Genomic DNA, 21393 nt, shown 5'->3' with positions numbered 1-21393 from the left:
CAGTCAGCCGATATACATTGAAAGTTACGCCTGACGACCATGGCTTGCGTGAACCACCCGATCCCTTGCCGAACTCGGAAGTGAAACCGCAACGCGCCGATGGTAGTGTGGGGTCTCCCCATGCGAGAGTAGGTTATCGTCAGGCACCTCTTCGAAAAAGCCCCGAGCACTCTGTGTTCGGGGCTTTTTTATGCGTGCAGGAAAAGGCCGGATGGCCCAAACAGGGCCCGCCACGGTGCCTCCGCGGCCCTTGTAGGAGCCCGATTTCATCGGGCGATGGCGGCGCCCAGCCGCCCGGGGTTGGATTTGCCACCGTGCCGGCCGTCCATCCCGGCGGCGCGGTGCGCCGCATCGCTGGCTGAAGCCTGCTCCTACAAAAACAGGGGCACAACAAGGCCTCGGTGCCACCGCCCCTGCAGGAGCCCGATTCATTGGTGGTCCGATACCTCAGCGATGGCGGCCTCGCCTCTTTTTGCTAAAAGTTAAAATTTTGCTCGCCCTGCAATGGCATTTAATTCGGCAGCTCCTTAAAATCGGGGGGGTAGAGACAGTCTGGCATCGTTCAAAAGGAGAGGTTGATATGAAAGCGCCGCTACTGAAAAAACTGACGTTGGCCCTGTTAATGGGCGTGATGCTGGGCGGCTTGGCCGCGTGTGACAATCAGGGCCCGGCGGAAGAGGCGGGGGAGAGCATTGATGACAGCATGGAAAGCGCCGGCGAAAGCATCGAGGAGATGGGCGAAAGTATCGAAGATTCCGCCGACGATGCGTCCAACTAACGCTTTTGCGTGACATTGAATGTTTTGAAACAGCCGCTTATAAGCGGCTGTTTTACGTTGCGGCCCCGCCGCGCCTGCTGGGCTAGACTGCAAAGACGGCGTGCGCGAAAAAGCGGGGCGCCGAGGGCAACGAACAGGAGGCGACGTGCGTTTACGAGCCGACAATACGCTAATGCTGTGCGTGGATTTTCAAACGGGGTTGATACCCGTGATCGAGCACTTCGAGCAGGGCCTGGCAGAGGCCGCGTGGCTTGCCGGCGTCGCGCAAGAGGTCGGCGTGCCGGTGTGGCTGACCGAGCAAAACCCGGTAAAGCTGGGGCCTACGGCACCGGCGCTGAGCGATGCGCTAACGGATCACCGTGTATGGGAAAAGCAGCACTTCAGCATCGCCGAAGAGCCCGAGTTCATGGAGGCGCTTAACGCCCTGGGGCGGCGTCAGGTCGTGTTGTGTGGCACCGAGGCGCATATCTGTGTGCTGCAAAGTGCGCTGGGGCTGTTGGAGGCCGGTTACGAGGTTTATTGGCTGGTGGACGCCACGCTAAGCCGGCGCCCGGTCGAAACCGGGCTTGCCCGTAAGCGCGCCGGCCAGCACGGTGCGATAACGGCGACCGCGGACATGGTCGCCTACGAATGGCTTCACCGTTGCGACAGCGCGCTTTTTAAACGCGTACACCGGGCGTTTTTGAAACCTCGCGCCGGGCGTACGCTGAGCTTTCTTAGCGATCCGCCTCGCGGCGAGTAAACACCAGGGTGTTACCCTCGGACGCCGCCTTGTCGAAACCGTAACCCGCCACATCGAATGCCTTGAGCGCTTCGGGCGCGTTGATCTGCTCGCGAATGATCCAGGCGCTCATCAGCCCGCGGGCCTTTTTGGCGTAAAAGCTGATGATTTTGTAGTGACCGTTCTTCTCATCCTTGAACACGGGCGTGATGATTTCGGCGTCGAGCTTTTGGGTATCCACCGCCTTGAAGTACTCGTTGGAGGCAAGATTCACCAGATGTTTGGAGCCACTTTCACCGATCGCCTGATCGAGTGCCCGGGTTAGCGTAGGCCGCCAGTAGGCGTAAAGGTCCTTGCCGGCCTCGTTGGGGAGCTTCGTGCCCATCTCCAGCCGGTAGGCCTGAATCAAATCCAGCGGGCGCAGCAAGCCGTAAAGACCGGAGAGAATACGCAGATGCGTTTGGGCGAAGCGGTTATCGGCCTCGCTAAAAGTCTGCGCCTCGAGGCCGGTATAAACATCGCCCTGAAACGCCTGAGCGGCGGGCTTGGCGTTGTCCAGGTCAAACGGCGGCTGCCACTCTTTAAAGCGCGCGGCGTTGAGCCCGGCGAGCTTATCGCTGACCCCCATCAACTCGCTGATCTGTTGAGGCGAGTAGCCGCGCAGGATGTCGATCAGCGGCTGGCTATGCTCGAGCAAATCCGGTTGGGTAACGTGTTGGGTCGTCGAAGGGGTTTCAAAGTCCAGCGTCTTGGCTGGCGAAATGACGCTTAGCATCGTTTGCTCCTTAAGCGCAGCTTCAAAATGGGCTACGAGCGGTGTCGAAATGGACACCATGATACCAGGCCCCGGCCTTGGCCGGGGCTATGGAGCCGATAGTAAAAGCCACCGTCAGGTCGCTTTTGAAAGCGCTTAGGGGCTCGGGTTGGAGATACGCCGATGAATCTCGTCGATGCCTTCGAGTACCTCGTTATCGAGCTTCAACGACTCGCTTGCCAGGTTGGCTTCGAGCTGCTCCATGGTGGTCGCGCCGATGATATTGCTGGTCAAAAAGGGCCGCGAGTTAATAAAGGCCAGCGCCATCTGCGCCGGGTCCAGGCCGTGCTTTTGGGCAAGCGAGACGTAGGCCTGAGTAGCTTCCTCCGCCTGGGGCGAGGTGTAGCGCTTGAAGCGCTCGTAAAGCGTCAAGCGGCCCTTGGCCGGGCGAGCACCGTCCAGGTATTTACCCGAGAGCACGCCAAAGGCCAGCGGCGAGTACGCCAGCAGGCCGACGTCCTCGCGGTGGGCGATCTCGGCAAGGCCGACTTCGAAGGAGCGGTTGAGCAGGTTATAGGGGTTTTGCACGCTGGCAACGCGGGGCAGGTCGAACTCATCGGCCAGCTGTAGCATGCGCATCACACCCCAGGGCGTATCGTTGGAAAGGCCGATCGCGCGCACCTTGCCCGCATCCACCAGCTCCTTGAGCGCCTCGAGCGTTTCTTTGAGCTGCGTGGCGTCGTTATCGTCGGCAACGGTATAGCCAAGCTGGCCGAAGAAGTTGGTTTTGCGCTCTGGCCAGTGAAGCTGGTAAAGATCCACGTAGTCGGTTTGTAGGCGCGCAAGACTTGCGTCGACCGCCTGGTGGATATGCGCGCGGTCCATGCGTGAACCCCCGCGAATATGCTCGACGCCCGGGCCGACGATCTTGGTGGCCAACACGACATCGTCGCGGGCGCCGCGCGCCTTGAGCCAGCTGCCGACATAGCGTTCGGTAAGGCCCTGGGTCTCGGCCTTGGGCGGAACCGGGTACATCTCGGCGGTGTCGATGAAGTTGATACCAAACGCCACGGCGCGGTCGAGCTGTTCGTGAGCTTCGGCTTCGCTGTTTTGTTCGCCATAGGTCATCGTACCTAGACACAAACGGCTGACGTCCAGGCCGGTTCTACCAAGTGGGCGGGTCTGCATGAATACCTCCTGAGTGGCGTAATGCCGCATTGCAACACTTTTAGAGGGTGCAAGGCGGCGGCGTAAGGGCATGTTAGCGATGCTTGGTTAAAGCAGCAAATGAAGGGGGTTGAGTCGGGGCAACGGCAGGCGTATGCTTGCCAGCCCATTCGCCGGCCAAACGCCGGTTTACCGTAGGGTTAGCCGCTTGAAGTGATTGGCTAGCTTAAGCTCTCAACAGATAGGCAGGGTGGTTTGCCATGCCGCAGGCATCATCTTTGTTTATTCGGCTCGAGTTTCGTTTGGCCGAACAGCTATTTCGTTCCCGTTGGCTACTGCCTCACTCGCGCCGTACGCAGCGCCTGACCATGCGCTTGTACAAGCGCTGCGCCGAGGCCGGGCACCCGGATGCGCTTTCGACCTACGGTCAGATGCTGTTTCAACGCAGCCTCTCGCCTCAGGACAAGGCACGCGGCGCGCGCTACGTGCTGGAAGCCGCCCAGGCCGGTGACGTTCAGTCCCAATATCAGGCCGCGCGTATCCACGAACACGGCTGCGTGCAGTACCCGTGCCGCGAAGATTACGCCGTCACCTGGTACGCCCGGGCGGCCCAGGCGGGCCATAAACTGGCTGCCGAGCGCCTTTCGCGCGCCTATCAATTAGGCGAGCTGGGCCTGGACGTGGACGGCGAACGGTCGGCCTACTGGCAAAGCGTGGCGAGCCCCTCCCAGGTAGTCGCAGCGTGACGGTGGGCGTATGACACCCCCCGAGACAGAGGCACTCCCCACTATTCTGGATATCGAGGCCTCGGGGTTTGGCCGCGGCAGCTACCCCATCGAGATCGGCCTGGCCCGCGCCGATGGGAGCTGCTGTGCGTTCCTGGTACAGCCGTTGGAGGAGTGGACGCACTGGGACCCCAAGGCAGAGCTTCTTCACGGGATCTCCCGCGAGCGTCTGTTTCAGGAAGGCTATCCGGTACGTCAAATCGCCCACTGGCTCAACGACGAGCTGCGCGAGCTGGGCAAGGCCTACAGTGACAGCTGGGGCTATGACAACACCTGGCTTTCGCTGCTGTTTTATCACGCCGGTATGCTGCCTCACTTTCGCCTCGAGGCGCTGCGTATTCTGATGACCGAGCCGCAGCAGGCGCTTTGGAGTCAAACCAAGGAAGCGATCATTAGCGATGGCTCGATCCAGCGCCACCGCGCCGGCGACGACGCCCGCTTACTGCAGCTCACCTACCAACGTACGCGCGCCGACATTCAGAACGTGATTACCCGGCCCCGTTAATTGTCGCCGCACGCTTTGCATGCATCGAGTTTGCAAGGCTAGCCGAGCTGACTTTCCAGCATCTGAATCAGTGCTTCGGGGGTGTCGGCATCCATCAGCATGCTGCGGGTGGACGAAGACAAAAAGCCCTGCTCTACGGTGTTGTCCAAAAAGGCTAATAGCGGCGCGTAGAAACCCTCGGTATCCAGAAGCGCCAACGGCTTTTCGTGAAGCCCTAAATAGCCCCAGGTCCAGACCTCGAAAAGCTCCTCGAACGTGCCGATACCGCCGGGCAGTGCCACGAAAGCGTCGGCATGGGCCGCCATGGTGGCCTTGCGCTCGTGCATGTTGGCCACGCGGATCAACTCGGTCAGGCCAAAATGTGCCTGCTCACGCTCGACCAGATGCGTCGGCATCACGCCGATGACCTCGCCGCCGGCGTCCAGCGCCGCATTGGCAAGCTCACCCATCAGCCCGACACTTGCGCCGCCGTAAACCAGCGTATGACCACGTTTGGCCAGAGTGTCGCCCAGCGTACGGGCCGCTTCCATGAAGGCCGGGCGACTCCCCGCGCGGGAGCCAAGATAAACGCAGAGTCGCGACATACCGATTCTTCCTTAAAGCGATGGTGTGAAGATTTCGCGTCGTGCTCAGGGCACGAACCGATCGATCTGATAGTGCTCGTCCATCCACGCCCCGATCACGTTATGGCCGCCCAGGTGGTGGGCATACTGGGTATGCAGGCAGCGTATCTGCTGCCAGTTGCTGATACCGCCGATACCGCGCTCGGTGAACACCTCGGTGTAGCCCAGCCGCGCGACTTCCTCGCGTTGGGCATCGCTCATGAAGGACCAGCGCGCGGCCACGTAGTCACGATGGCTTTGCTGATAGTGTTCGAGAAAATCGGGCTCGTCCTGAAGGCGTTGTTCCAATGACTTGATGACGCCCACCGCTTCGACCCGGGAGATCTCGATCTTGAGCACATCGGAGCAAAGCCAGTAAAGCGTGGGGAAGGGTTTACCATCGACGATCGGCGCCATACGCAGCGCCAGGGGCGTGCCGTTTTGGTCGGTGGCGGCAACGGCTTCGATACCGCGGGGCGCCCGGCCAAGCTGCTGGGTAATGATCGCCAGTTGGCGCTCATCGGGGGCATGATCGGTACGAATTACCATCGAAAAATCTCTTAACGTTGCTCGTCTTGAACAAATTTATTGGAGCGGCCCACCGCGCGGTAAAAGCAGCGGGTGAGCTGTTCCGGGGAGGCCACGTAGCACCAGGTGCGCTCGCAGTATTCGGCGGCGCGCGCCATCAGCGCATCATACAGGCGGTTGAACGGGGCATCATAATCGTAGGGGTCGGCGCCGAACAAGCGGATATGCGGATAGTCGGCAAAACGCTCGATGAAGTAGCGCTCCAGGTCCGCTTCCACCGCCTTGTGCTGGGCCGTGTTGTCCGGGTCTAGCCAAAGGTTATAGCGAATAGCCATCGGTGCTCCTCGGGGCCCCTTGCGCGGGCCGGTACTTAGGCAGGCGCATCCTGTAAATGCGCGGTCAACGCCTCGCGTAGCGCGCCTTCGATGGGAACGGCGCGTTTTGCCTGGTGGTCGTACTGCAGCATGACGGTGTGGCCCACATTGGTCAGCGTGCCCTGCTGGTGCGCCTCCTGCGTGACCGTGAACGAGCTGTTACCCAGGCGCGTCAAGTAGGTACGCAGTTCGATGTCGTGACCGTAAAACAGTTCAGCGCGGTAGTCGATCTCCATGCGCGCGATCATCAGCCGCCATTTTTTAGGGTCCAGATCCGGCGTGAAGAGCTTGAAAAGGTCGTTGCGCGCCAGCTCGAACCAGGCGGGCAGGCGCGTATTGTTGATATGGCCCAACGCGTCGGTATCATAAAAAGCGGGTTCAATCCTGCGGGTGAACATGGGCGATGCCTTGTGGGTAGAGGGTGATGGGTGACGCCTTCAGAATCGGCCCTGATACCCGCCGGGTCAACTGGTTTGACCCGGCGCGGGTCGACGATTGGCCCACCAACGCTGGCCCTGCATCCAACCGACGAGCCAGAGCGTTGCGAGCGCGAAGCCTGCCAGGGTACCCGGCAAAAGCCCCCACTGTTCGTAGGTGTAGGAGATACACAGAGCGTAGCACAATAGCGAGCCCAGCCCCATCGGGTAGTGTTTGATGACCGTGGCGGTGGGCTCGGGGCCCTGGCTTAGGTGCAGAATCAGCAAAAAGGGCAGCATCGTGATGGGAAAGGCAGCCAGCGTGCCCGCCCAGGCCGTTGGCACCCAATGAGCGAGGCTTGTGATGACAAAGATGATCAGCGTGGCGAGCAGCGCGCGCAGGCAAAGGGCTCGCCAGGAAAACGGCGCCCGCGCGGTTGCCATGCGCTCGGGAATGCGCCGAAAAAGCGTGCTGAACACGGCGATGGCACAAAGCGTTGTAAGCGTGCCGGTCAGCCGCGTGAAATCGAACTGGGCCAGCACCAGGCTCACCGAAAACCAGGCCACAATCCCCCCGGCGGTGCCGGTGAGAACACCGGTAAGCCCGGATTTTCGCCCACAAAGCCAGTAGCCCGCCCCCAGTGCCATGGTGGCGGTGAAGCCTGCCAGGGTATGGACCGCGCTCTGCGCGGCAAACAGCGGCGATATTTCCAGGCCGATAAAGAAAAGCGCCAGCGCGGTGCCCAGCGGATAGCCCGCCAATAACCCGGCCACTTTGGGGCTGACTCGCACCGCGATCACGCCAAGGCCCAGCACCATGACCACCGATACCACTATTTTGGCGAGCTGCCAGCTTAAGGGAACTTCCAGCATTGCCGATTATCCTTATAGTCGATACGTATTATGGGTTTTTATTCTTGGCCTGGAGGGCCGCGCCTTTTGGACTTTGCTTCTCGGTCGGGCCAGTCGCTTTCGCCGCCGGACAAACCGGACGCCTGCGAGCTTTGCCAGCGCCCCGCGGCGTTGACCAAACACCACCTCATTCCGCGTACTCTGCACAACAAGGCACGCTATAAAAAGCGCTACAGCCGCGAGGTGCGCCTGACCGCCATCGCCTGGCTTTGCCACCCTTGCCACAAGCATATTCATGGACTTTATAGCGAGCGCGAGCTGGCCGACCGCTTCCCCTCGGTCCAGGCGCTGGCGGAGGACCCGGATACGCGTGCTTTCGTGAGCTGGCTTGCCACCAAGCCCGCGGGCTTCAAGCCGAAGTCGCCGGTACGTCGGCGCTAGACCAGGCGAAGGCCCTGCTGGTCGCGCCAGGCCGCCTCGAGAGCGTCCTTGAGCGGCGCCTGCAGGTGGCCGGGCAGCGCGGCCTGGGCGGCCTCCCGTGAATCGAACGCGCGGTTTTTGAGCCAACAGTACGCCCAGGCGCAGGCCTCTTCTTCGCTTTGCGGCGCCGGGCGGGCGGGCATCTGGTTGAGCAAAAAGACCGCGGTGCGCGGTGCCCAAAGCGGCATATTCCCTTGGGTGTCACCGCTCCACTGCGTAAGCTCGGCGCCGCTGGGCGTGGTTTCTGGCGCGCCCAGCTTGGCGACGCGCGCGGTCTCGGCCAAAATGAGCGCCAACTGATCGGCATCCGCTTGGCCAAGCGAGCGCCACTGGCGCAAAAGCGCTGCAAGCCCGGCGCGCACCTTGGTGTAAAAATCGTTTTGCGGCATGCTCATCGATACCCTTTAGCAATCAGTGAGATGTTTCATGGCCTTTGATTTTGCCACGCCTGTCGAGCGGCGCCAGCCCGAAGGCGACTATTCTTCACAAAAATGGCACCGCTACGGTAGTGAGATATTGCCGCTTTGGGTCGCGGATATGGATTTTCACTCGCCGCCCGCGGTCATCGAGGCGCTCCAGGCGCGGGTCGAGCACGGCGTTTACGGCTACGGCGAGGTGCCCGAGATACTCAAACAGACGCTTTGTCAGTGGAGCGCGGCCCACTACGGCTGGCCCATCGAGCCCGCCTGGCAACACTGGCTGCCAGGCGTGGTACCCGCGCTGCACTTTGCAACCCTGGCGCTGACCGAGCCCGGCGAGGGCGTGCTCACCGTCGCCCCCATTTACCCGCCGTTTTTGGCCGTGGCCGAACGTACCGGACGCCTTGCTCAGCAGGCGATGCTCGCCGAACCGGAAAGCCCCGGCGAGCCCTGGCAGCTCGACATCGCCGCGCTGGAGGCGGCGATTACCCCGCAAACGCGCCTGCTGCTGTGGTGCCAGCCGCACAACCCCACCGGACGCGTCTGGCGCCAGGAGGAGCTTGAAAGGCTCGCTGAGCTGGTCGAGCGCCATGATCTGTGGGTGGTGTCTGACGAACTACACTGCGATTTGCTGCTCGACGAAGGCGCGACGCACCAGCCGTTTGCGGCGCTGTTTCCCGCGCTTGCAAGGCGTACGATTACGCTCTGGGCGCCATCCAAAACCTTCAACCTGGCAGGGCTTTCCAGCGCCTGCGCGGTGATACCGGATACCAACGTGCGCCAGCGCTTCGCCCAGGCGTGCAAAGGGTTTTTGCCCGAGGTGAACGTGCTGGGGCTGGTGGCCGCACAAGCCGCCTACCGCGAAGGCGAGCCCTGGCGCCAGGCGCTGCTCGACGTATTGCGAGGACACCGCGAAACACTGGCCAAGTACGTGGCGCGCTGGCCAGGTGTCGAGATGAGCGCACCGGAAGCGACTTACCTGGCCTGGCTCGATATGCGCCGGGCGGGGCTTGGGGAGTCGCCCTATCAGACGCTCAAGGAGCGCGCGGGGGTAGCGCTTTCCGACGGGGCCGCGTTTGGCTGCCCGGGCTTCGTGCGCCTTAATTTCGGCACGACCGCCTCGCAGTTGGAGGCGGCGTTAACAAGGCTGGACGCGGTGCTGGGCGCGCCCTGATCAGTAGAGCAGGGCGAACAGCTTGCGGCGGTAGGCAACGGTCAGCGGGTGGTCGGCCCCTAGCGCATCGAACACCTGCAAAAGGGTCTTGCGCGCGGCGTCGTCATTGAACGCGCGGTCGCTCTTCATCAGCGCCAGAAGGCCTTCGAGCCCCGCGTCATAGTCGCCGTCGGCCACTTGGCGCAGGGCGCGCTGGTAGCGTGCTTCACTGTCGTCGCGCTCGCCTAGCGCGGCGATTTCCTCATGGGAGAGCGCCTGCTCGCTGAATTCGATGCTGGCGCGTACGCCGCGCGCCTGGGGAGCATCGCGCTCTTCCGGCGGCAGGTTATCGATGACGCTACGCGCTTCATCGAGCTCGCCTTTGGCGGCCATGACGCGGGCAAACGCCACCTGGTAGGCGTAGTGCTCCGGGTATTGGGTCATCAGGCCCTGGTAGATCTCCTGGGCGGTGGCGGTATCGCCTTCGGCCAGGGCCGCCTCGGCCTGCTCTTCCGGGCTTGCCGGGGCGTTTTCCGGCGTCTGAATGTAGCGCCCGAGCCACTCGCGCACCTCCGTTTCGGGGAGCGCTCCCTGGAAGTTATCGACCAGGCCGCCCTGGCTTATCAGTTTGACATCCGGCACCGAGCGCACGCCAAGCTGTGCGGCGATCTCGGGGTTGGCCTGGGCGTCGAGCTTGGCCAGCAAAAACGCGCCGCCGTATTCGAGGGCGAGCTTTTCGAGCACCGCCATGAGCTGCAGACACGGCTCGTTGTCCGGCGAGTAGCAGTCCAGCACGACCGGCACCTGGGCGGAGGCTTCCAGCACCTTTTGGATATTGGCAGCGCCTAGCTCGATGATGACGTCGTCACGCGAGACGTTACCTTGGGGGCTACCGGTTTGTGCGGTTTCGGTGGGCTCGGCGGACAGCGTGTTGCCAGTGCGGGGATCAATAATCGACATGATGAATTCTGTGCTCTGCTGGATAAAGTGATAAGACAAGCATGACACATGATATGCAGGCAGGGGCGGGGTTATTCAAGCGGTACCGTCGCGTTTGGCGGCACCGCTTTCGAGCAAGGAAGGAGGGCGGGGCTTACTGTTGCGCGTCGAGCTCGGCCTGCATGTCGTCGAGCATGGTGTACATGTCGTCACAAAGCGCCTGGGAGGGCTGATGATCAGAGTCCGGCTCCATCATCTCGAGCTCGCCCTGGTGGCGTTCGATGACCTCTTCGGCGTTACCCGCCGCGGTGATCTCCTCCATGGACGCCGTTACTTCTTCCATGCTGCGGCCCTGGTCCATCTGGTTGGCCGTATAGGCCTCGAACTGATCGTACATGCTTTGGTTGGCGGCCATCAGGGCCTCGGCGGAGCACGCCTGATTTTGCGCAAACGCGCTCTGCGCGGTCAGGGCGGCGGCCAGGCTCAGCAAAATAGCGGTCTTTTTCATTCGATCAGTTCCTTTAAAAATGGGGCGTAGCCGTTAAAGGACAGTCGCGGGCGCGAGTCGTTCCCCGGGCGGGGCCGCCTTGGTTGGAAAAGCGGGCAGCACCGCGTCCAAAAGCGCCCGGCCCTCGTGGGAGGCAAGCGCCAGCGGCGCCGTGACGGGGCTCTCTTCCACCACGCGACCGCGCTCCATGACCAGCACCCGCGAGCAGAAGCGCTCGACCAGGCGAAGGTCGTGGGTCACGAACAAAAACGCCACGCCCTGATCGCGCCTTAACGCTTTAAAGAGCTCCAGCATTTGAATTTGCAGGTGTAGATCCAGATTCGATACCGCTTCGTCGAGTACGATCAGCGACGGCCGGGGCGCCAGTGCCCGGGCGATACACACCCGTTGAAGCTGGCCGCCGCTGAGCTCAAAGGGGTAGCGCGTGGCCATGCGCGCCTCGAGGCCGGTAGCGTCCAGAAGCGTTGCCACCCGCGCGGCGCGCTGCGCGCGGGTGAGCCCGGTTAGGTGGATAAGAGGCTCACTTATGATCTCGAAAACGCTAAGGCGCGGGCTCACCGCCCCCTGCGGGTCCTGAAACACCATCTGTACCTGGCGGCGAAACGCCAGCCGCTGGGCAGGCGTCATGGCCGAAAGCGGCTGCCCCTGAAAGGTTACGGCGCCGCGACTGGGCGTCTCCAATCCGGTCAAAAGCCGCGCCAGCGTACTCTTGCCGCAGCCGCTGCGGCCCACCATGCCCACCGTTTCGCCCTGTTCGATGGCCATCGACACCGCCTCGAGCACCGGGGCCGGGCGTTTGCCAAAAAGCGCGCGGCGGGCGTAGGTGTGATCCAGATCCTGGGTGGCCAAAAAGCTCATGGTGCTCCCCCGGAATGCGGATAGAGCGACAGGTGCGCCTCGACCAGCCGCCGGGTAACGGCGTGGCTTGGGTGGCTGAATATCGTCGCCACCGTCGCGCTTTCGACGATCCGCCCCTGGTCCATGACCAGCACGCGATCGGCCAGGCGCGCGACCACGCCCATGTCGTGGGTCACGAGCAAAAGACCCAGCCCAAAACGCTCGCGCAGCCTGGCCAGCAGGTCGAGAATCGCGCGCTGGTGAACGCTATCCAGGTCGGTGGTGGGTTCGTCGGCAAAGAGAAACGGCGCCTGGCTTGCCAGCGCCAGCGCGATCATTGCCCGCTGAAGCATCCCGCCGCTCATCTCGAAAGGGTAGTGCTTGAGCAGACGTTGAGGCTCGTCGAGCCCCGCGTCGATCATCGCCTGATGAATACGCGGGGCGCGCTCCTTTTTGATCACGCCCAGCGCTTTTAAGCTCTCCTCGGCATGGTCCTTGAGCGTGCGCACCGGGTTAAAGGCGCTGCGCGGGTTCTGCATGATCGACGCCACCACTCGGCCGCGCAAAAGCGAGGCCGCGATCGGCGCGCCGTCCAGGGATACCTGGCCGGCGCTTTTCTGCACGCCGCCGGGCAGGGCGTCGAGGGCCGCCGCGCAGGTCAGCGATTTACCCGAGCCGCTGGCGCCCACCAGGGCGACGACCTCGCCGCGATTCAGCGTCAGCGAAACGTCGTCCACCAGCCGCTCCTGTGGGGCATCGACGGTCATGTTCGAAAGGCTCAAGGTGCGATGGGGCCGTGGGTCGCTCACAATAGCTGCTCCCGGTGGAGGTGAGGGTCGAGGTGATCGCGCAGGGCATCGCCAAGCAGATTGAAGGCCATCACGCTGATAAACAGCGCAAGCCCGGGCCAGAGCATCAAAAGCGGCTCGGTCCAGACGAACTGGCGCGCATCCGAGAGCATCACGCCCCACTCCGGCGTCGGGGCGGCCACCCCCAGGCCCAAAAACGAAAGGCTTGATACGTGCAGCATGATGTGGCCGATATCCAGCGATGCCAGTACCGCCAGCTGCGAAAACGTGGCCGGCAGCAGGTGGCGCAGGAACACCTGCGTTCGGCTGGCGCCGGCCATGGTGGCGGCGCTGATGAAGTCGCGGTGTTTGAGGGAGAGCACGACGGCGCGGGTGATGCGCGCGTACCAGGCCCAGTGCGAAAGCGCGATGGCGAGCACCACGTTGGTCAGTCCTGTACCCAGCACAGCGATCATGAAAAGCGACAGCACGAAGGTGGGAAACGTCAGGAAAATGTCGATTAGGCGCATGATCACCTGGTCGGTGCGCCCGCCGATGAAGCCGGCACTGCCGCCGACCCCGATCCCCAGCAGCAGCATCAACGAAAGTGTGATGGCCACCACGCCCAGCGAGACCTGCGTGCCCGCCATCAGGCGGGTGAGAATGTCGCGCCCAAGGTGGTCCGTGCCTAGCCAGTGCGCGGCGCCGGGCGGCGTTAGACGCTCGGCCAGCACCACCGCATTGGGGTCGTAGGGCGAAAGCCAGCCGCCGAATAGCGCAGCGCCGGCCAGTGCCGCCACCAGCAAAAACGCGACCCATGTGCTTAGGCGCGCCTGGCGCCACCCGCCTCGGCGGGGCGGCGCGGTCGTGGCGGTCGTGTTCATTGCACCCCCTCGCGGGAGACGCGAATGCGCGGGTCTGCCCAGGCGTAAACGATATCGACGATCAAATTGCACACCACAAAGATCGCCACCAGAAGCAGTGTGAAGCACTGGATGACCGGGTAGTCGCGGTTGAAGATCGCCGACACCGCGAAGCGGCCAACGCCTGGCCAGCCGAAGATACTTTCGATGATCAACGTGCCGCCGATCAACTCGCCGATATGCATACCGGAGGCGGTAATGATGGGTAAAAGGGCGTTTCGAAAGACGTGGCGGCGTTCGACATCGCGCTCACCGAGACCGCGCAGGCGGGCGAAGCGCGCGTGGCGCTGCCCGGCGACCTCCAGCATGCTGGCGCGCAGCATTCGCGCGTTGATCGAAAGCGACATCAGCGAGACCGCCACCACCGGCATGATCAGGTGCGCGATGCTCCCGTAGCCCATGGGCGGCAGCCACCCAAGGGTCACCGAAAACAGCAGCACCAGTAGAAAGCCGAGCCAAAAGTTGGGCATGGAAACGCCGAAAAAGGCGATCAGGCGCACCGCCGCATCCGGCCCGCGGTGATGGTGGCGCGCCGCCCAGCGCCCCAGCGGTATCGAGACGACAAGTGTCAGGACGAAGGCTGCCCCCGCCAGCTGCAGCGTGGCGGGCAGAAAATGAAGAAGATCCGGCAGCACCGGCCGCTGGGTCGCGTAGGAGACGCCAAAATCCAGGCGCAGCGCGCTCGAAAGCCAGTCCAGGTACTGCTTGATCAAAGGCTGATCGAGGCCCAACGCCGCTCGGGCGTGTTCCAATGCCTCGGCGGTCGGCGGCACCTGGGAAAGTCGCAGGTAGTCCAGCGCCGGGTCCGAAGGCCCCAGGCGCAGCAGCAAAAAAATCAGGATCGAGGCGGCCAGCAGCAATAGCGGCAGCAGCAGTAGGCGTTTGGCAATGAACCCCGCCATTAGTCGGCGTGCTCCGGGGTAAAGCGCTCGAAGGGGATCTCGCCCGGCATGGCGCCGAAGTGGATCGCCCCGATAGCCGGGTCCGCCACCGCGAGCACGTTGCTATAGGTCAGCGGCAGATAAATGGCGGCCTCGTGCAGGCGGGTCAGCAGCGTCTCGAAGAGCGCCTGGCGGTTCTGCTCATCCGTCGAGACCAGAATCTCTTTGATCAACGCATCGATTTCCGCCTTGTCCGGCAAGCCCAGCTGCGCCTGGTAGTCGGCGTGGGCGGGCACGCGCATGGCGCTAATGAAGGCGTGCGGATCGAAGGGCGCCCCCCAGGTGCGGTTGAAAATCATGCCAAAGCGGCCGTCGCGCTGGCGGGCATAGACGCTGCTCTCCTCCTCGCCGATCAGGCGGATCAGCATCCCCACCTGGCCGAGTTCGGCCTGCACGATCTCTGCCATCGACTTGGCGATGGCATCGTTGCCGGTAAACACCAGGTCGATCTGAAGCGGCTCGCCGCCTTTGGTGCGAACGCCGCGGTCCATCGTCCAGCCCGCCTCGTCGAGCAGCTCGGCGGCGCGTTCGCGATCAAACTCGTAGGGGGGCAGGTCCACATCGGCGTAGGGCACGCTTGGCGCAAACAGCGAATCCGCAGCGCGCTGGGTGTTGTAGAACACACTCTCCACGATGCCGGCTTTATCCACCGCGTGATTGATCGCCTGGCGTACGGCGCGCTCGCGTGTGGCGCCATGCTGGCTATTGAGCGCCAGCATCAGCGTCTCGGCCGGCTCTGAAAGCGCGGTGGTGTAGCGCCCGCTATCGGCCAGGCGCTGAAAAGTGTCCGGCGAAACCGGCCCTTCGGCGCCGTAGATCAAATCGATGCTGCCGGTTTGCAGCGCGATGGCGCGGGTGTTGGGGTCGGGAATCACGCGGACATCGATCTCATCGAAGCCCGGTGTCTGGCCCCAGTAGTGTTCGTTTTGCGCAAAGCGGTCAAACTCGCCCAAGCGCGTCTCGTCGAGCACCCAGGGGCCCGTGCCGATCGGCGCCAGGACGCCACCGGCGCTGTCATCGAGCTGCGACGGTGCCACGAAGCGAAAAGGGCGGGGCAGGGTAAGATCCTGCAGTGCCGGGTAGTAGGGCTCGGCCAGGGTCAGCTCGACGGTATCATCACTAAGCGCGCGGACGTGCTCGATCTGATTGACGAGCTCGAGCCAGGCGTGGGGGGCCGGATGGGCGAGCACCGCCTCGAAATTGGCCACCACCGCCGCCGCATCGAAGGGCTCGCCATTGGAGAACGTGACGTCGTCGCGCAGATGAAAGGTGTAGGTGCGCTTGTCCCTGGAGACCTCCCAGGAGCGGGCCAACCAGGGCGCCACCGACCCATCCGATTGATACTTTACCAGCGGCTCGTACACCATGGATTGGGCAAACATCTGATTGGGCGTGTAGCCGTGCGGGTTCAAGGGGCCCACGTTGCTCGGCCAAGAGACGTTGAGGCGTGTTTGCGCCTGAGTCTGACCGGTAAGCCCCAGGGTTAAAGAGAGTGCCAACAGGGCACCAAGAGCTGCGCGCACGGCTACCTCGAAAGTCTTGAAGAGTATGATGAATTATCAAAATTATCATACTTGGGCGCCGGGGCGTAGGGCGGCGCTGAACGTCGCAACGCGATCAGGCAAAGAATAATGACCAGACACAAAAAAGCCGCTACCTTTCGGTAACGGCTTTTTTGTAGGAGATGGTAGCGGGGACCGCTGATCTTAAAACAAAAGCGAACCGATGACCTTCCAGGGCTTATAAAGAGCTGAGCCCGACGCGCTTTTCTCGCATATCGCCACTTTCCAGACACAAAAAAGCCGCTACCTTTCGGTAACGGCTTTTTCGTAGAAGATGGTAGCGGGGACCGGATTTGGGCTGATGACCTTCCAGGGCTTATAAAGCGCCGAGCCCGACGCGCTTTTCTCGCATATCGCCATTCTCCAGACACAAAAAAGCCGCTACCTTTCGGTAACGGCTTTTTCGTAGAAGATGGTAGCGGGGACCGGATTTGAACCGATGACCTTCGGGTTATGAGCCCGACGAGCTACCAGACTGCTCCACCCCGCATCAACGTGTGGCGTATTCTACGCATATTTGGGCCCGCGTCAATGGTTTATATAAAGTTTTCCTGTTGAAGCCCGTTTGATTCATCGTGCTGCAACATTGGCGTAGTAACGCTATGCTTTTAAGACGCCTTGCAAAGCGCGGGTGTCGAGGAAAAGAAGATAACAACACGGTGCGCGATAAGCCGACGCGTTTATGCGCCAATTTAGAGTGGCTTGCGGCGCTACGGGCGTTTACGTTTGGTGCAGGCCATTTGTCATATCAGGGAGGTAGTCAATGGCTAATCAACCCCAGGTTGCTTGGGTGACGGGCGGAACGGGTGGCATCGGTACGGCGATTTGCCGGTCGCTGGCCGAGGCGGGGTACCAGGTCGTGGCCGGGTATCGTAATCCGGAAAAAGCCAAAACGTGGCTGGAGAGCCAAAAAGCCGACGGTTTCGACAACATCGCGCTTTCCGGTGTCGATCTATCGGACTACCAGGCGTGTATGGACGGCGCCCGGGAGATCACCGAAACCCACGGCCCCATCAGCGTGTTGGTGAACTGTGCCGGCATCACCCGGGACGGTACGTTGAAGAAGATGGACCAGGCGCAGTGGAGCGAGGTCATCGATACCAACCTCAATAGCGTGTTCAATACCTGCCGCAGTGTCATCAACCCCATGCTCGAGCAGGCGTATGGGCGCATCATCAATATCTCCTCCATCAACGGGCGCAAGGGCCAGTTCGGCCAGGTCAACTACGCCGCCGCCAAGGCGGGGATGCACGGTCTGACCATGTCGCTGGCACAGGAAACGGCCACTAAAGGCATTACGGTCAATACCGTCTCCCCCGGCTACATTGCCACCGATATGATCATGAACATCCCCGAGAAGGTGCGCGAGGCGATTCGCGAAACCATTCCCGTGAAGCGCTACGGTACGCCGGAAGAGATCGGCCGGCTGGTCGCGTTTCTGGCCGACCAACAGTCGGGCTTTATCACCGGCGCCAATATCGATATCAACGGCGGCCAGTTCATGGGCTAGTCGCGGGCCTAGCGTCCGCGCGGGCGCCCGCGCATGAGCAAGCGCAAATAAAAGGGGGAGGCCAAAAGCCTCCCTTTTTTAGTGCTCGCCTGGTGCGCCAGGCGAGGGTAGTTGTGCCAGATGGCCCAGCAGGCTATCGAGCTCACCGGCTTCGCGTTGCCAAATTTCGTTCGGCATGGGGCCGAGCGCTAAAAGGGCCTCGAGAATCGCCTGGGTCTCTTCGGCCTGACTGCGCTCGCCGCTCAACCCTTCGTTCAAACGCTCGACCTGAATGGCCAGGCGCAGCGGCTCGTCCTGGGGTTTGACGCTACCCACCGCCAGTAGCGAAAGGTGAACGCGAAGCTTCGCCAGCGCCTCGTTGACCGCCTGGTGTGCCTGGTCAGAAAAGGGCTGGGCGTTGCCGCGCGCGGCGTTGCGCCGCTGGTGGGCTTTCAAAAACGCGCCGAAAAGCGGTGCCCCCAGGACGTCAGCGGCGTCCACCGAGGTGGCGGCTGACTGCTCGAGGGCGGCGTGGTCGGCGGCCAGGTGCGCCTTGATCAGCGGCGTAAGCGCCTGCCACTGATCCACGATGGCCGCCACCGCCAGGCGGCTCAGCCGGTCGCGCCGAGCGCGAACAATGCCACTCAAGCGGCGCTGCATCCCTTCGCTTCGTCGGTTGCGCGGCAGCGGCTCCAACTGTTGGGCGCGTTGAATGAAAGCCTCGAGGGTGGTGGCGTCATCGGCTTTGGCGGGCTGCCAGCTATCCATTTCGTCGATGAGCGTCTGCATGTCGTCGAGCTTCTGCTGCTGGCGGGCCGCTTGCTCGTTTTTATGCGCGTCGCGCTGGGCGAAGAGCTGGTCACAGGCGTGGCGGAAGTGTTTCCAGAGCGCCTGCTCCTCGCCCTTGGGCGCCCGGCCCAGGCTTCGCCACTGCTGCTGAAGCGTCTTGGCGCGCTGAATGCGCTCGTTGAGCGGCTGCTCGGCATCGTGTAGAAGCGCCTGAACCTCCTCGATCAACGCCCGCTTTTGCGCGGCGATCTGCTCGGCGCGTTGGTCGATCAGTGCCTGCAGTCGGTGGCGTACCTTGCCAAAGCGCCGGCCCACCGCTTCCGAGGCCTCGCGCGGGACCGGGGCGTATTCGCGCCATTGGTGGCGTGCCTTGTCGCGAATTTCGCGCAGCACGTCCGGGTCGGCGTTTTCAGAGGGTTGCTCGCAAAGCGTTTCGAGCTGTTCGCAGAGCTCTTCGCGGCGGCGAAGGTTGGCGCTGCGCGTCTGCTCCAGCGTCTCGCGCCAGGGGGCCAGGCGCTCGTGGATACGCTCCGATGCGTGACGAAAGCGCGCCGCAAGCTCGCGGCTGGCCGCCGCGTCGCCCAGCGCCTTCCACTCCTTGACGAGCTGGCGGTGGCGGCGGTCCAGCGCCGGCTCGGCCATGTAAGTATCGTCGGCGAGCGCCTCGATGCTCGTACAGAGCTGTTCGCGCTTGGGCCCGGCCACGAAGCCGCGCCAGTCGCGAAGCTCGGCCAGCTGCGCGCCCAGGTGCCTCAAGCGCGCCTTGAGCGGTTTTGCCTTTGGCGTGTCGAGCGCCTCGAGGGTGGGTTTCAGGCGCTGGTGAAGCCGGCTGGCGCTTTTGAACGCGCCGCGCTCGAGCATGTGCTCGAAATTATCGAGCTCGGCGTCGAGCGCCTCCAAAGAGGGGGTATCCCGTTGGCTTTGTTGCTGGTCGAGCGCAAAAAGCTCGAGTGCGCGCTGTAGAAGCGCTGGTTTGGCCAGCGTCTCGGGCCAGGCAAGCGAGGACGTAAGCTCGGCAAGCGTCTTCAGGTCGTGGTTGGCCAGCGCCGTTTCGAAGGCGGACTGGTGGCTTTGCCAGCGCTGCCAGGCCTCCATGACGCGCTCGTACTCATCGAGCGCCTGGGTGTAGCGCGCCTGGGCGGTTTCCGGCGCGGCGTGCTGGTCGGAAAGTGACTGCCAGCGCTGGCCCAAAAGTTGGCGCTGGGCGCGCAGGCTGTCGATATCCTGAAGCGTTACGGCCTCGGCGTGATCGAGCCCGCGCAGGGTCTGCTCCAGCCCAGCCAGCAGCTGCTCTCGGGTGGTCTCCACTTCGTCGCGGCGAAGTTGGCTCTGCTGGCGGGCCTGCTCCTGGGTTTCGTGGTCGCTCAAGGTTTTGCGCGCGCCCAGGCTCGCGCGATGAAAGCGCTCCTCCTGGTCGGCGCTCGGCGGGTGTTCGAGCTTTCGCCATTCGCGCTCCAGATGGCGAAGGCGCCCGCCGTAAAGCGGCTCCCAGGGGGCGCCCGCCAGTTGCTCGAGCTTGGTTAAAAGCTCCTCGCGGCGGGCCTTTTGCTGCTCGAGCCAGGCGCTGTCGTGGCGAAGTTTGTCCAGCTTTTCCCGCGCCAGGCGCATGACGTGGCGGTCGCGGCGCGCCTGTTTTAAAAGCCGCTTCAGGCTCTCTTCGTCTTCGATACGCTCGGCGGCCCGGTGGCGGACGCTGGCCACGCCGTTGTGGCACGCCTGGTGGATCAAATCGGCGTCGTCGGTTAGCGCGGCCAGGGCGGTCAGGCGCAAATCCAGGTTGTCGCCGCGCAGGGCAATGTCGTTTAGCAGCGCTTTATCGGTCAGCGTAGCGGTAAGCTGACACCGGGTGTGAAGGCTGGTCTGGCCCTGGCGGCCGGTGAGCCGTTCGAGGGCGGTGTTATACCACGGGCCATTCTCGCCCTGATCGGGGAGGCGGCTGACCAGCGTCTCGATATCGTCCAGTGCCTGTAATGCGGCAAGCTGGATATCGGGTTTTGGATCATCGGCAAGCGCTTTCAAGGCCTCGCGCTGTTCTGATTGTTGTGGGTCCAGCTGATGGAGTGCCTTGAGGCGGACCTCGGCGTCGGGGTGCTGCCACCGAGGCGCGAACAGGCGTCTTAACAGTCCGTGCATGAATCATCCTGCAAGAAGGTGCGTCGCGTGAAAAAAATCAGCCGTCGGTGCTTTGGTAGTTGCAGTCACCGGCGCTGTCGCTTAGCTTTGCCATTGGTAATGTGACTTTGCGCCCAAAATCCAGCGGGCCTTCACATCCCCGGCGCGAGATTGCGCTACGATTATCTTACCTGAACATGACATGGAGTTCGGCCATGAGCCTCAATGCCGATAGTGCCGACAACGCCTTTACCTTTAAAGGCGGCATGCTGCCCATGACGGTCATGGAGTTAAGCAGTGCCGACCCCGAGCAGATCAGGCGTCAACTGGCCGGCAAACTCTCACAATCCCCCGCGTTCTTTCAGCATACACCGGTTGTACTGAGCGTGGAAAAGCTCGATGAACCGCACCTGGCCCTGGAGCGTATTTGCGCGGTGTGCCGCGACCACAAGCTTTTGCCGGTCGCGGTACGCGGCGGCCCGGAGCCGGTTCGCCAGTCGGCCTGGGCGCTCGGCCTTGGCTGGTTCGCTCCGGTCGAAGAGAGCCGAGCGCGAGCCCTTGAAAGCGTAGAGCCCACCAGCGCCCCGGTCGAACCCGCCGTCGAGGCGGGCAGCGAACCCGTGGCGGTGGCGACCCGATTATTTCGCGGTACCGTGCGCTCGGGCCAACAGGTGAGCGCCGCCGAAGGGGATTTGATCGTCATCGGCGCGGTCAACGCCGGCGCCGAGGTGCTGGCTGCGGGCAGTATCCATGTCTACGGGGCACTTCGCGGTCGCGCGCTGGCGGGCATTCACGGGAATACCCACGCCGGCATCTACTGTCGCGAGCTCGAAGCGGAGCTTCTTTCTGTGGCGGGCAACTACAAGCGCCTCGAGGATATCGACCCGAAGCTTTTAGGCGCCGCCGCCCAGGTACACTTCTCCGAGGAACAGCTCGAGATCAAACTGCTGGCGTAAACCTGAAATCGATAC

General features: G+C 62.8%; 24 protein-coding genes, 1 tRNA gene and 1 rRNA gene. 9 read left to right on the top strand and 17 right to left on the bottom strand.

The genetic code is table 11. The annotated features are described in order from the left end of the window. Window positions 1-29: 29 nt before the first annotated feature. The 3 genes from rrf (at window position 30) to ACWHXT_RS15360 (ending at window position 1520) form a co-directional block, all read left to right on the top strand. Window positions 30-145 (top strand): 5S ribosomal RNA (rrf, locus tag ACWHXT_RS15370). 435 nt (window positions 146-580) lie between these two features. Continuing rightward, on the top strand, window positions 581-778 hold the full coding sequence (locus ACWHXT_RS15365) for a hypothetical protein (protein WP_447956464.1): 198 nt from the start codon (window positions 581-583) through the stop codon (window positions 776-778). Window positions 779-923: 145 nt separating this feature from the next. Further along, window positions 924-1520 (top strand): isochorismatase family protein, encoded by a 597-nt coding sequence (locus tag ACWHXT_RS15360; protein ID WP_447956463.1) that lies wholly within the window; start codon window positions 924-926, stop codon window positions 1518-1520. Here ACWHXT_RS15360 and yaaA read toward each other — a convergent pair. Both yaaA and ACWHXT_RS15350 read right to left on the bottom strand, forming a co-directional pair. Next, window positions 1495-2274, bottom strand: a complete 780-nt coding sequence (yaaA, locus tag ACWHXT_RS15355; protein ID WP_447956462.1) for a peroxide stress protein YaaA — start codon at window positions 2272-2274, stop codon at window positions 1495-1497. The two genes, ACWHXT_RS15360 and yaaA, sit on opposite strands and share 26 nt — an antisense overlap. 135 nt (window positions 2275-2409) lie before the next feature. Continuing rightward, window positions 2410-3441, bottom strand: a complete 1032-nt coding sequence (locus tag ACWHXT_RS15350) for an NADP(H)-dependent aldo-keto reductase (RefSeq protein WP_447956461.1) — start codon at window positions 3439-3441, stop codon at window positions 2410-2412. Between the two features lie 239 nt (window positions 3442-3680). Here ACWHXT_RS15350 and ACWHXT_RS15345 point away from each other — a divergent pair, with 239 nt between their 5' ends. Next, window positions 3681-4166, top strand: a complete 486-nt coding sequence (locus ACWHXT_RS15345; RefSeq protein ID WP_447530052.1) for a tetratricopeptide repeat protein — start codon at window positions 3681-3683, stop codon at window positions 4164-4166. Window positions 4167-4176: 10 nt separating this feature from the next. Further along, on the top strand, window positions 4177-4710 hold the full coding sequence (locus ACWHXT_RS15340) for a hypothetical protein (protein WP_447956460.1): 534 nt from the start codon (window positions 4177-4179) through the stop codon (window positions 4708-4710). A 38-nt stretch (window positions 4711-4748) separates the two neighbouring features. Here the strand turns inward: ACWHXT_RS15340 and ACWHXT_RS15335 are convergent, their stop codons facing one another. From ACWHXT_RS15335 to ACWHXT_RS15315, 5 genes are all read right to left on the bottom strand, one after another. After that, the gene (locus ACWHXT_RS15335) at window positions 4749-5294 is read right to left on the bottom strand and encodes an LOG family protein (protein WP_447927164.1); all 546 of its coding nucleotides are present in this window, start codon (window positions 5292-5294) and stop codon (window positions 4749-4751) included. A 45-nt stretch (window positions 5295-5339) separates the two neighbouring features. Beyond that, window positions 5340-5861: a DUF501 domain-containing protein gene (locus ACWHXT_RS15330; protein ID WP_447530049.1), complete on the bottom strand. Its 522-nt coding sequence runs from the start codon at window positions 5859-5861 to the stop codon at window positions 5340-5342. An 11-nt stretch (window positions 5862-5872) separates the two neighbouring features. Further along, window positions 5873-6175, bottom strand: coding sequence for a hypothetical protein (locus tag ACWHXT_RS15325; RefSeq protein ID WP_447894440.1), 303 nt, complete (start codon window positions 6173-6175; stop codon window positions 5873-5875). Window positions 6176-6210: 35 nt separating this feature from the next. Then, on the bottom strand, window positions 6211-6612 hold the full coding sequence (locus ACWHXT_RS15320; protein ID WP_447894439.1) for an acyl-CoA thioesterase: 402 nt from the start codon (window positions 6610-6612) through the stop codon (window positions 6211-6213). Between the two features lie 66 nt (window positions 6613-6678). Beyond that, entirely contained in the window at window positions 6679-7503 is an 825-nt protein-coding gene (locus ACWHXT_RS15315) for a hypothetical protein (protein ID WP_447956459.1), read from the bottom strand. A 66-nt stretch (window positions 7504-7569) separates the two neighbouring features. Here ACWHXT_RS15315 and ACWHXT_RS15310 point away from each other — a divergent pair, with 66 nt between their 5' ends. Continuing rightward, window positions 7570-7923, top strand: coding sequence for a hypothetical protein (locus ACWHXT_RS15310; RefSeq protein ID WP_447956458.1), 354 nt, complete (start codon window positions 7570-7572; stop codon window positions 7921-7923). Here the strand turns inward: ACWHXT_RS15310 and ACWHXT_RS15305 are convergent. Beyond that, window positions 7920-8351, bottom strand: a complete 432-nt coding sequence (locus ACWHXT_RS15305; protein ID WP_447929176.1) for a hypothetical protein — start codon at window positions 8349-8351, stop codon at window positions 7920-7922. The genes ACWHXT_RS15310 and ACWHXT_RS15305 overlap by 4 nt on opposite strands. A gap of 37 nt (window positions 8352-8388) precedes the next feature. On the opposite strand from ACWHXT_RS15305, the gene ACWHXT_RS15300 reads away from it, so the two are divergent. Beyond that, complete coding sequence (locus ACWHXT_RS15300; protein ID WP_447956457.1) at window positions 8389-9555, top strand: MalY/PatB family protein; 1167 nt, start codon at window positions 8389-8391, stop codon at window positions 9553-9555. On the opposite strand, the gene ACWHXT_RS15295 is transcribed toward ACWHXT_RS15300, so the two are convergent. The 8 genes from ACWHXT_RS15295 to ACWHXT_RS15260 form a co-directional block, all read right to left on the bottom strand. Continuing rightward, on the bottom strand, window positions 9556-10494 hold the full coding sequence (locus ACWHXT_RS15295) for a co-chaperone YbbN (protein WP_447956456.1): 939 nt from the start codon (window positions 10492-10494) through the stop codon (window positions 9556-9558). A gap of 133 nt (window positions 10495-10627) precedes the next feature. Beyond that, window positions 10628-10981 carry a hypothetical protein gene (locus tag ACWHXT_RS15290; protein ID WP_447956455.1) on the bottom strand — a complete coding sequence of 118 codons (354 nt, stop codon included), beginning with the start codon at window positions 10979-10981 and terminating at the stop codon, window positions 10628-10630. 33 nt (window positions 10982-11014) lie between these two features. Continuing rightward, entirely contained in the window at window positions 11015-11839 is an 825-nt protein-coding gene (nikE, locus tag ACWHXT_RS15285; RefSeq protein WP_447956454.1) for a nickel import ATP-binding protein NikE, read from the bottom strand. Continuing rightward, complete coding sequence (locus ACWHXT_RS15280; protein ID WP_447956453.1) at window positions 11836-12627, bottom strand: ATP-binding cassette domain-containing protein; 792 nt, start codon at window positions 12625-12627, stop codon at window positions 11836-11838. The genes nikE and ACWHXT_RS15280 overlap by 4 nt, the downstream gene beginning before the upstream one ends. Then, on the bottom strand, window positions 12624-13490 hold the full coding sequence (gene nikC, locus ACWHXT_RS15275) for a nickel ABC transporter permease subunit NikC (RefSeq protein WP_447956452.1): 867 nt from the start codon (window positions 13488-13490) through the stop codon (window positions 12624-12626). Before nikC ends, ACWHXT_RS15280 begins: the two co-directional genes overlap by 4 nt. Next, window positions 13487-14431, bottom strand: coding sequence for a nickel ABC transporter permease subunit NikB (gene nikB / locus ACWHXT_RS15270; protein ID WP_447956451.1), 945 nt, complete (start codon window positions 14429-14431; stop codon window positions 13487-13489). Before nikB ends, nikC begins: the two co-directional genes overlap by 4 nt. Then, window positions 14431-15993: a nickel ABC transporter substrate-binding protein gene (gene nikA, locus ACWHXT_RS15265; protein WP_447956450.1), complete on the bottom strand. Its 1563-nt coding sequence runs from the start codon at window positions 15991-15993 to the stop codon at window positions 14431-14433. The genes nikB and nikA overlap by 1 nt, the downstream gene beginning before the upstream one ends. A gap of 452 nt (window positions 15994-16445) precedes the next feature. Further along, window positions 16446-16522, bottom strand: a tRNA-Met gene (locus tag ACWHXT_RS15260). A gap of 273 nt (window positions 16523-16795) precedes the next feature. Between ACWHXT_RS15260 and phbB the strand changes: the two genes are divergently transcribed. Then, the gene (gene phbB / locus ACWHXT_RS15255; protein WP_447894423.1) at window positions 16796-17542 is read left to right on the top strand and encodes an acetoacetyl-CoA reductase; all 747 of its coding nucleotides are present in this window, start codon (window positions 16796-16798) and stop codon (window positions 17540-17542) included. A gap of 78 nt (window positions 17543-17620) precedes the next feature. On the opposite strand, the gene ACWHXT_RS15250 is transcribed toward phbB, so the two are convergent. Next, the gene (locus tag ACWHXT_RS15250) at window positions 17621-20443 is read right to left on the bottom strand and encodes a DUF349 domain-containing protein (protein WP_447956449.1); all 2823 of its coding nucleotides are present in this window, start codon (window positions 20441-20443) and stop codon (window positions 17621-17623) included. A 194-nt stretch (window positions 20444-20637) separates the two neighbouring features. Between ACWHXT_RS15250 and minC the strand changes: the two genes are divergently transcribed. Continuing rightward, the gene (minC, locus tag ACWHXT_RS15245; protein WP_447530034.1) at window positions 20638-21378 is read left to right on the top strand and encodes a septum site-determining protein MinC; all 741 of its coding nucleotides are present in this window, start codon (window positions 20638-20640) and stop codon (window positions 21376-21378) included. The last annotated feature ends 15 nt before the right edge of the window (window positions 21379-21393 follow it).

The sequence above is a fragment of the Vreelandella halophytica genome, from assembly GCF_968193635.1.
This window is presented reverse-complemented; position numbering and strand designations above follow the sequence as displayed.

What these genes read in the sequence shown, in the direction of transcription:
- nikB (WP_447956451.1), bottom strand. Translation starts at nt 14,431, where the DNA reads ATGGCGGGGTTCATTGCCAAACGCCTACTGCTGCTGCCGCTATTGCTG.
- minC (WP_447530034.1), top strand. Translation starts at nt 20,638, where the DNA reads ATGAGCCTCAATGCCGATAGTGCCGACAACGCCTTTACCTTTAAAGGC.
- ACWHXT_RS15350 (WP_447956461.1), bottom strand. Translation starts at nt 3,441, where the DNA reads ATGCAGACCCGCCCACTTGGTAGAACCGGCCTGGACGTCAGCCGTTTG.
- nikC (WP_447956452.1), bottom strand. Translation starts at nt 13,490, where the DNA reads ATGAACACGACCGCCACGACCGCGCCGCCCCGCCGAGGCGGGTGGCGC.
- nikE (WP_447956454.1), bottom strand. Translation starts at nt 11,839, where the DNA reads ATGAGCTTTTTGGCCACCCAGGATCTGGATCACACCTACGCCCGCCGC.
- ACWHXT_RS15300 (WP_447956457.1), top strand. Translation starts at nt 8,389, where the DNA reads ATGGCCTTTGATTTTGCCACGCCTGTCGAGCGGCGCCAGCCCGAAGGC.
- ACWHXT_RS15250 (WP_447956449.1), bottom strand. Translation starts at nt 20,443, where the DNA reads ATGCACGGACTGTTAAGACGCCTGTTCGCGCCTCGGTGGCAGCACCCC.
- ACWHXT_RS15330 (WP_447530049.1), bottom strand. Translation starts at nt 5,861, where the DNA reads ATGGTAATTCGTACCGATCATGCCCCCGATGAGCGCCAACTGGCGATC.
- ACWHXT_RS15365 (WP_447956464.1), top strand. Translation starts at nt 581, where the DNA reads ATGAAAGCGCCGCTACTGAAAAAACTGACGTTGGCCCTGTTAATGGGC.
- ACWHXT_RS15340 (WP_447956460.1), top strand. Translation starts at nt 4,177, where the DNA reads ATGACACCCCCCGAGACAGAGGCACTCCCCACTATTCTGGATATCGAG.
- yaaA (WP_447956462.1), bottom strand. Translation starts at nt 2,274, where the DNA reads ATGCTAAGCGTCATTTCGCCAGCCAAGACGCTGGACTTTGAAACCCCT.
- ACWHXT_RS15320 (WP_447894439.1), bottom strand. Translation starts at nt 6,612, where the DNA reads ATGTTCACCCGCAGGATTGAACCCGCTTTTTATGATACCGACGCGTTG.
- phbB (WP_447894423.1), top strand. Translation starts at nt 16,796, where the DNA reads ATGGCTAATCAACCCCAGGTTGCTTGGGTGACGGGCGGAACGGGTGGC.
- ACWHXT_RS15345 (WP_447530052.1), top strand. Translation starts at nt 3,681, where the DNA reads ATGCCGCAGGCATCATCTTTGTTTATTCGGCTCGAGTTTCGTTTGGCC.
- ACWHXT_RS15295 (WP_447956456.1), bottom strand. Translation starts at nt 10,494, where the DNA reads ATGTCGATTATTGATCCCCGCACTGGCAACACGCTGTCCGCCGAGCCC.
- ACWHXT_RS15305 (WP_447929176.1), bottom strand. Translation starts at nt 8,351, where the DNA reads ATGCCGCAAAACGATTTTTACACCAAGGTGCGCGCCGGGCTTGCAGCG.
- ACWHXT_RS15335 (WP_447927164.1), bottom strand. Translation starts at nt 5,294, where the DNA reads ATGTCGCGACTCTGCGTTTATCTTGGCTCCCGCGCGGGGAGTCGCCCG.
- ACWHXT_RS15290 (WP_447956455.1), bottom strand. Translation starts at nt 10,981, where the DNA reads ATGAAAAAGACCGCTATTTTGCTGAGCCTGGCCGCCGCCCTGACCGCG.
- ACWHXT_RS15325 (WP_447894440.1), bottom strand. Translation starts at nt 6,175, where the DNA reads ATGGCTATTCGCTATAACCTTTGGCTAGACCCGGACAACACGGCCCAG.
- ACWHXT_RS15315 (WP_447956459.1), bottom strand. Translation starts at nt 7,503, where the DNA reads ATGCTGGAAGTTCCCTTAAGCTGGCAGCTCGCCAAAATAGTGGTATCG.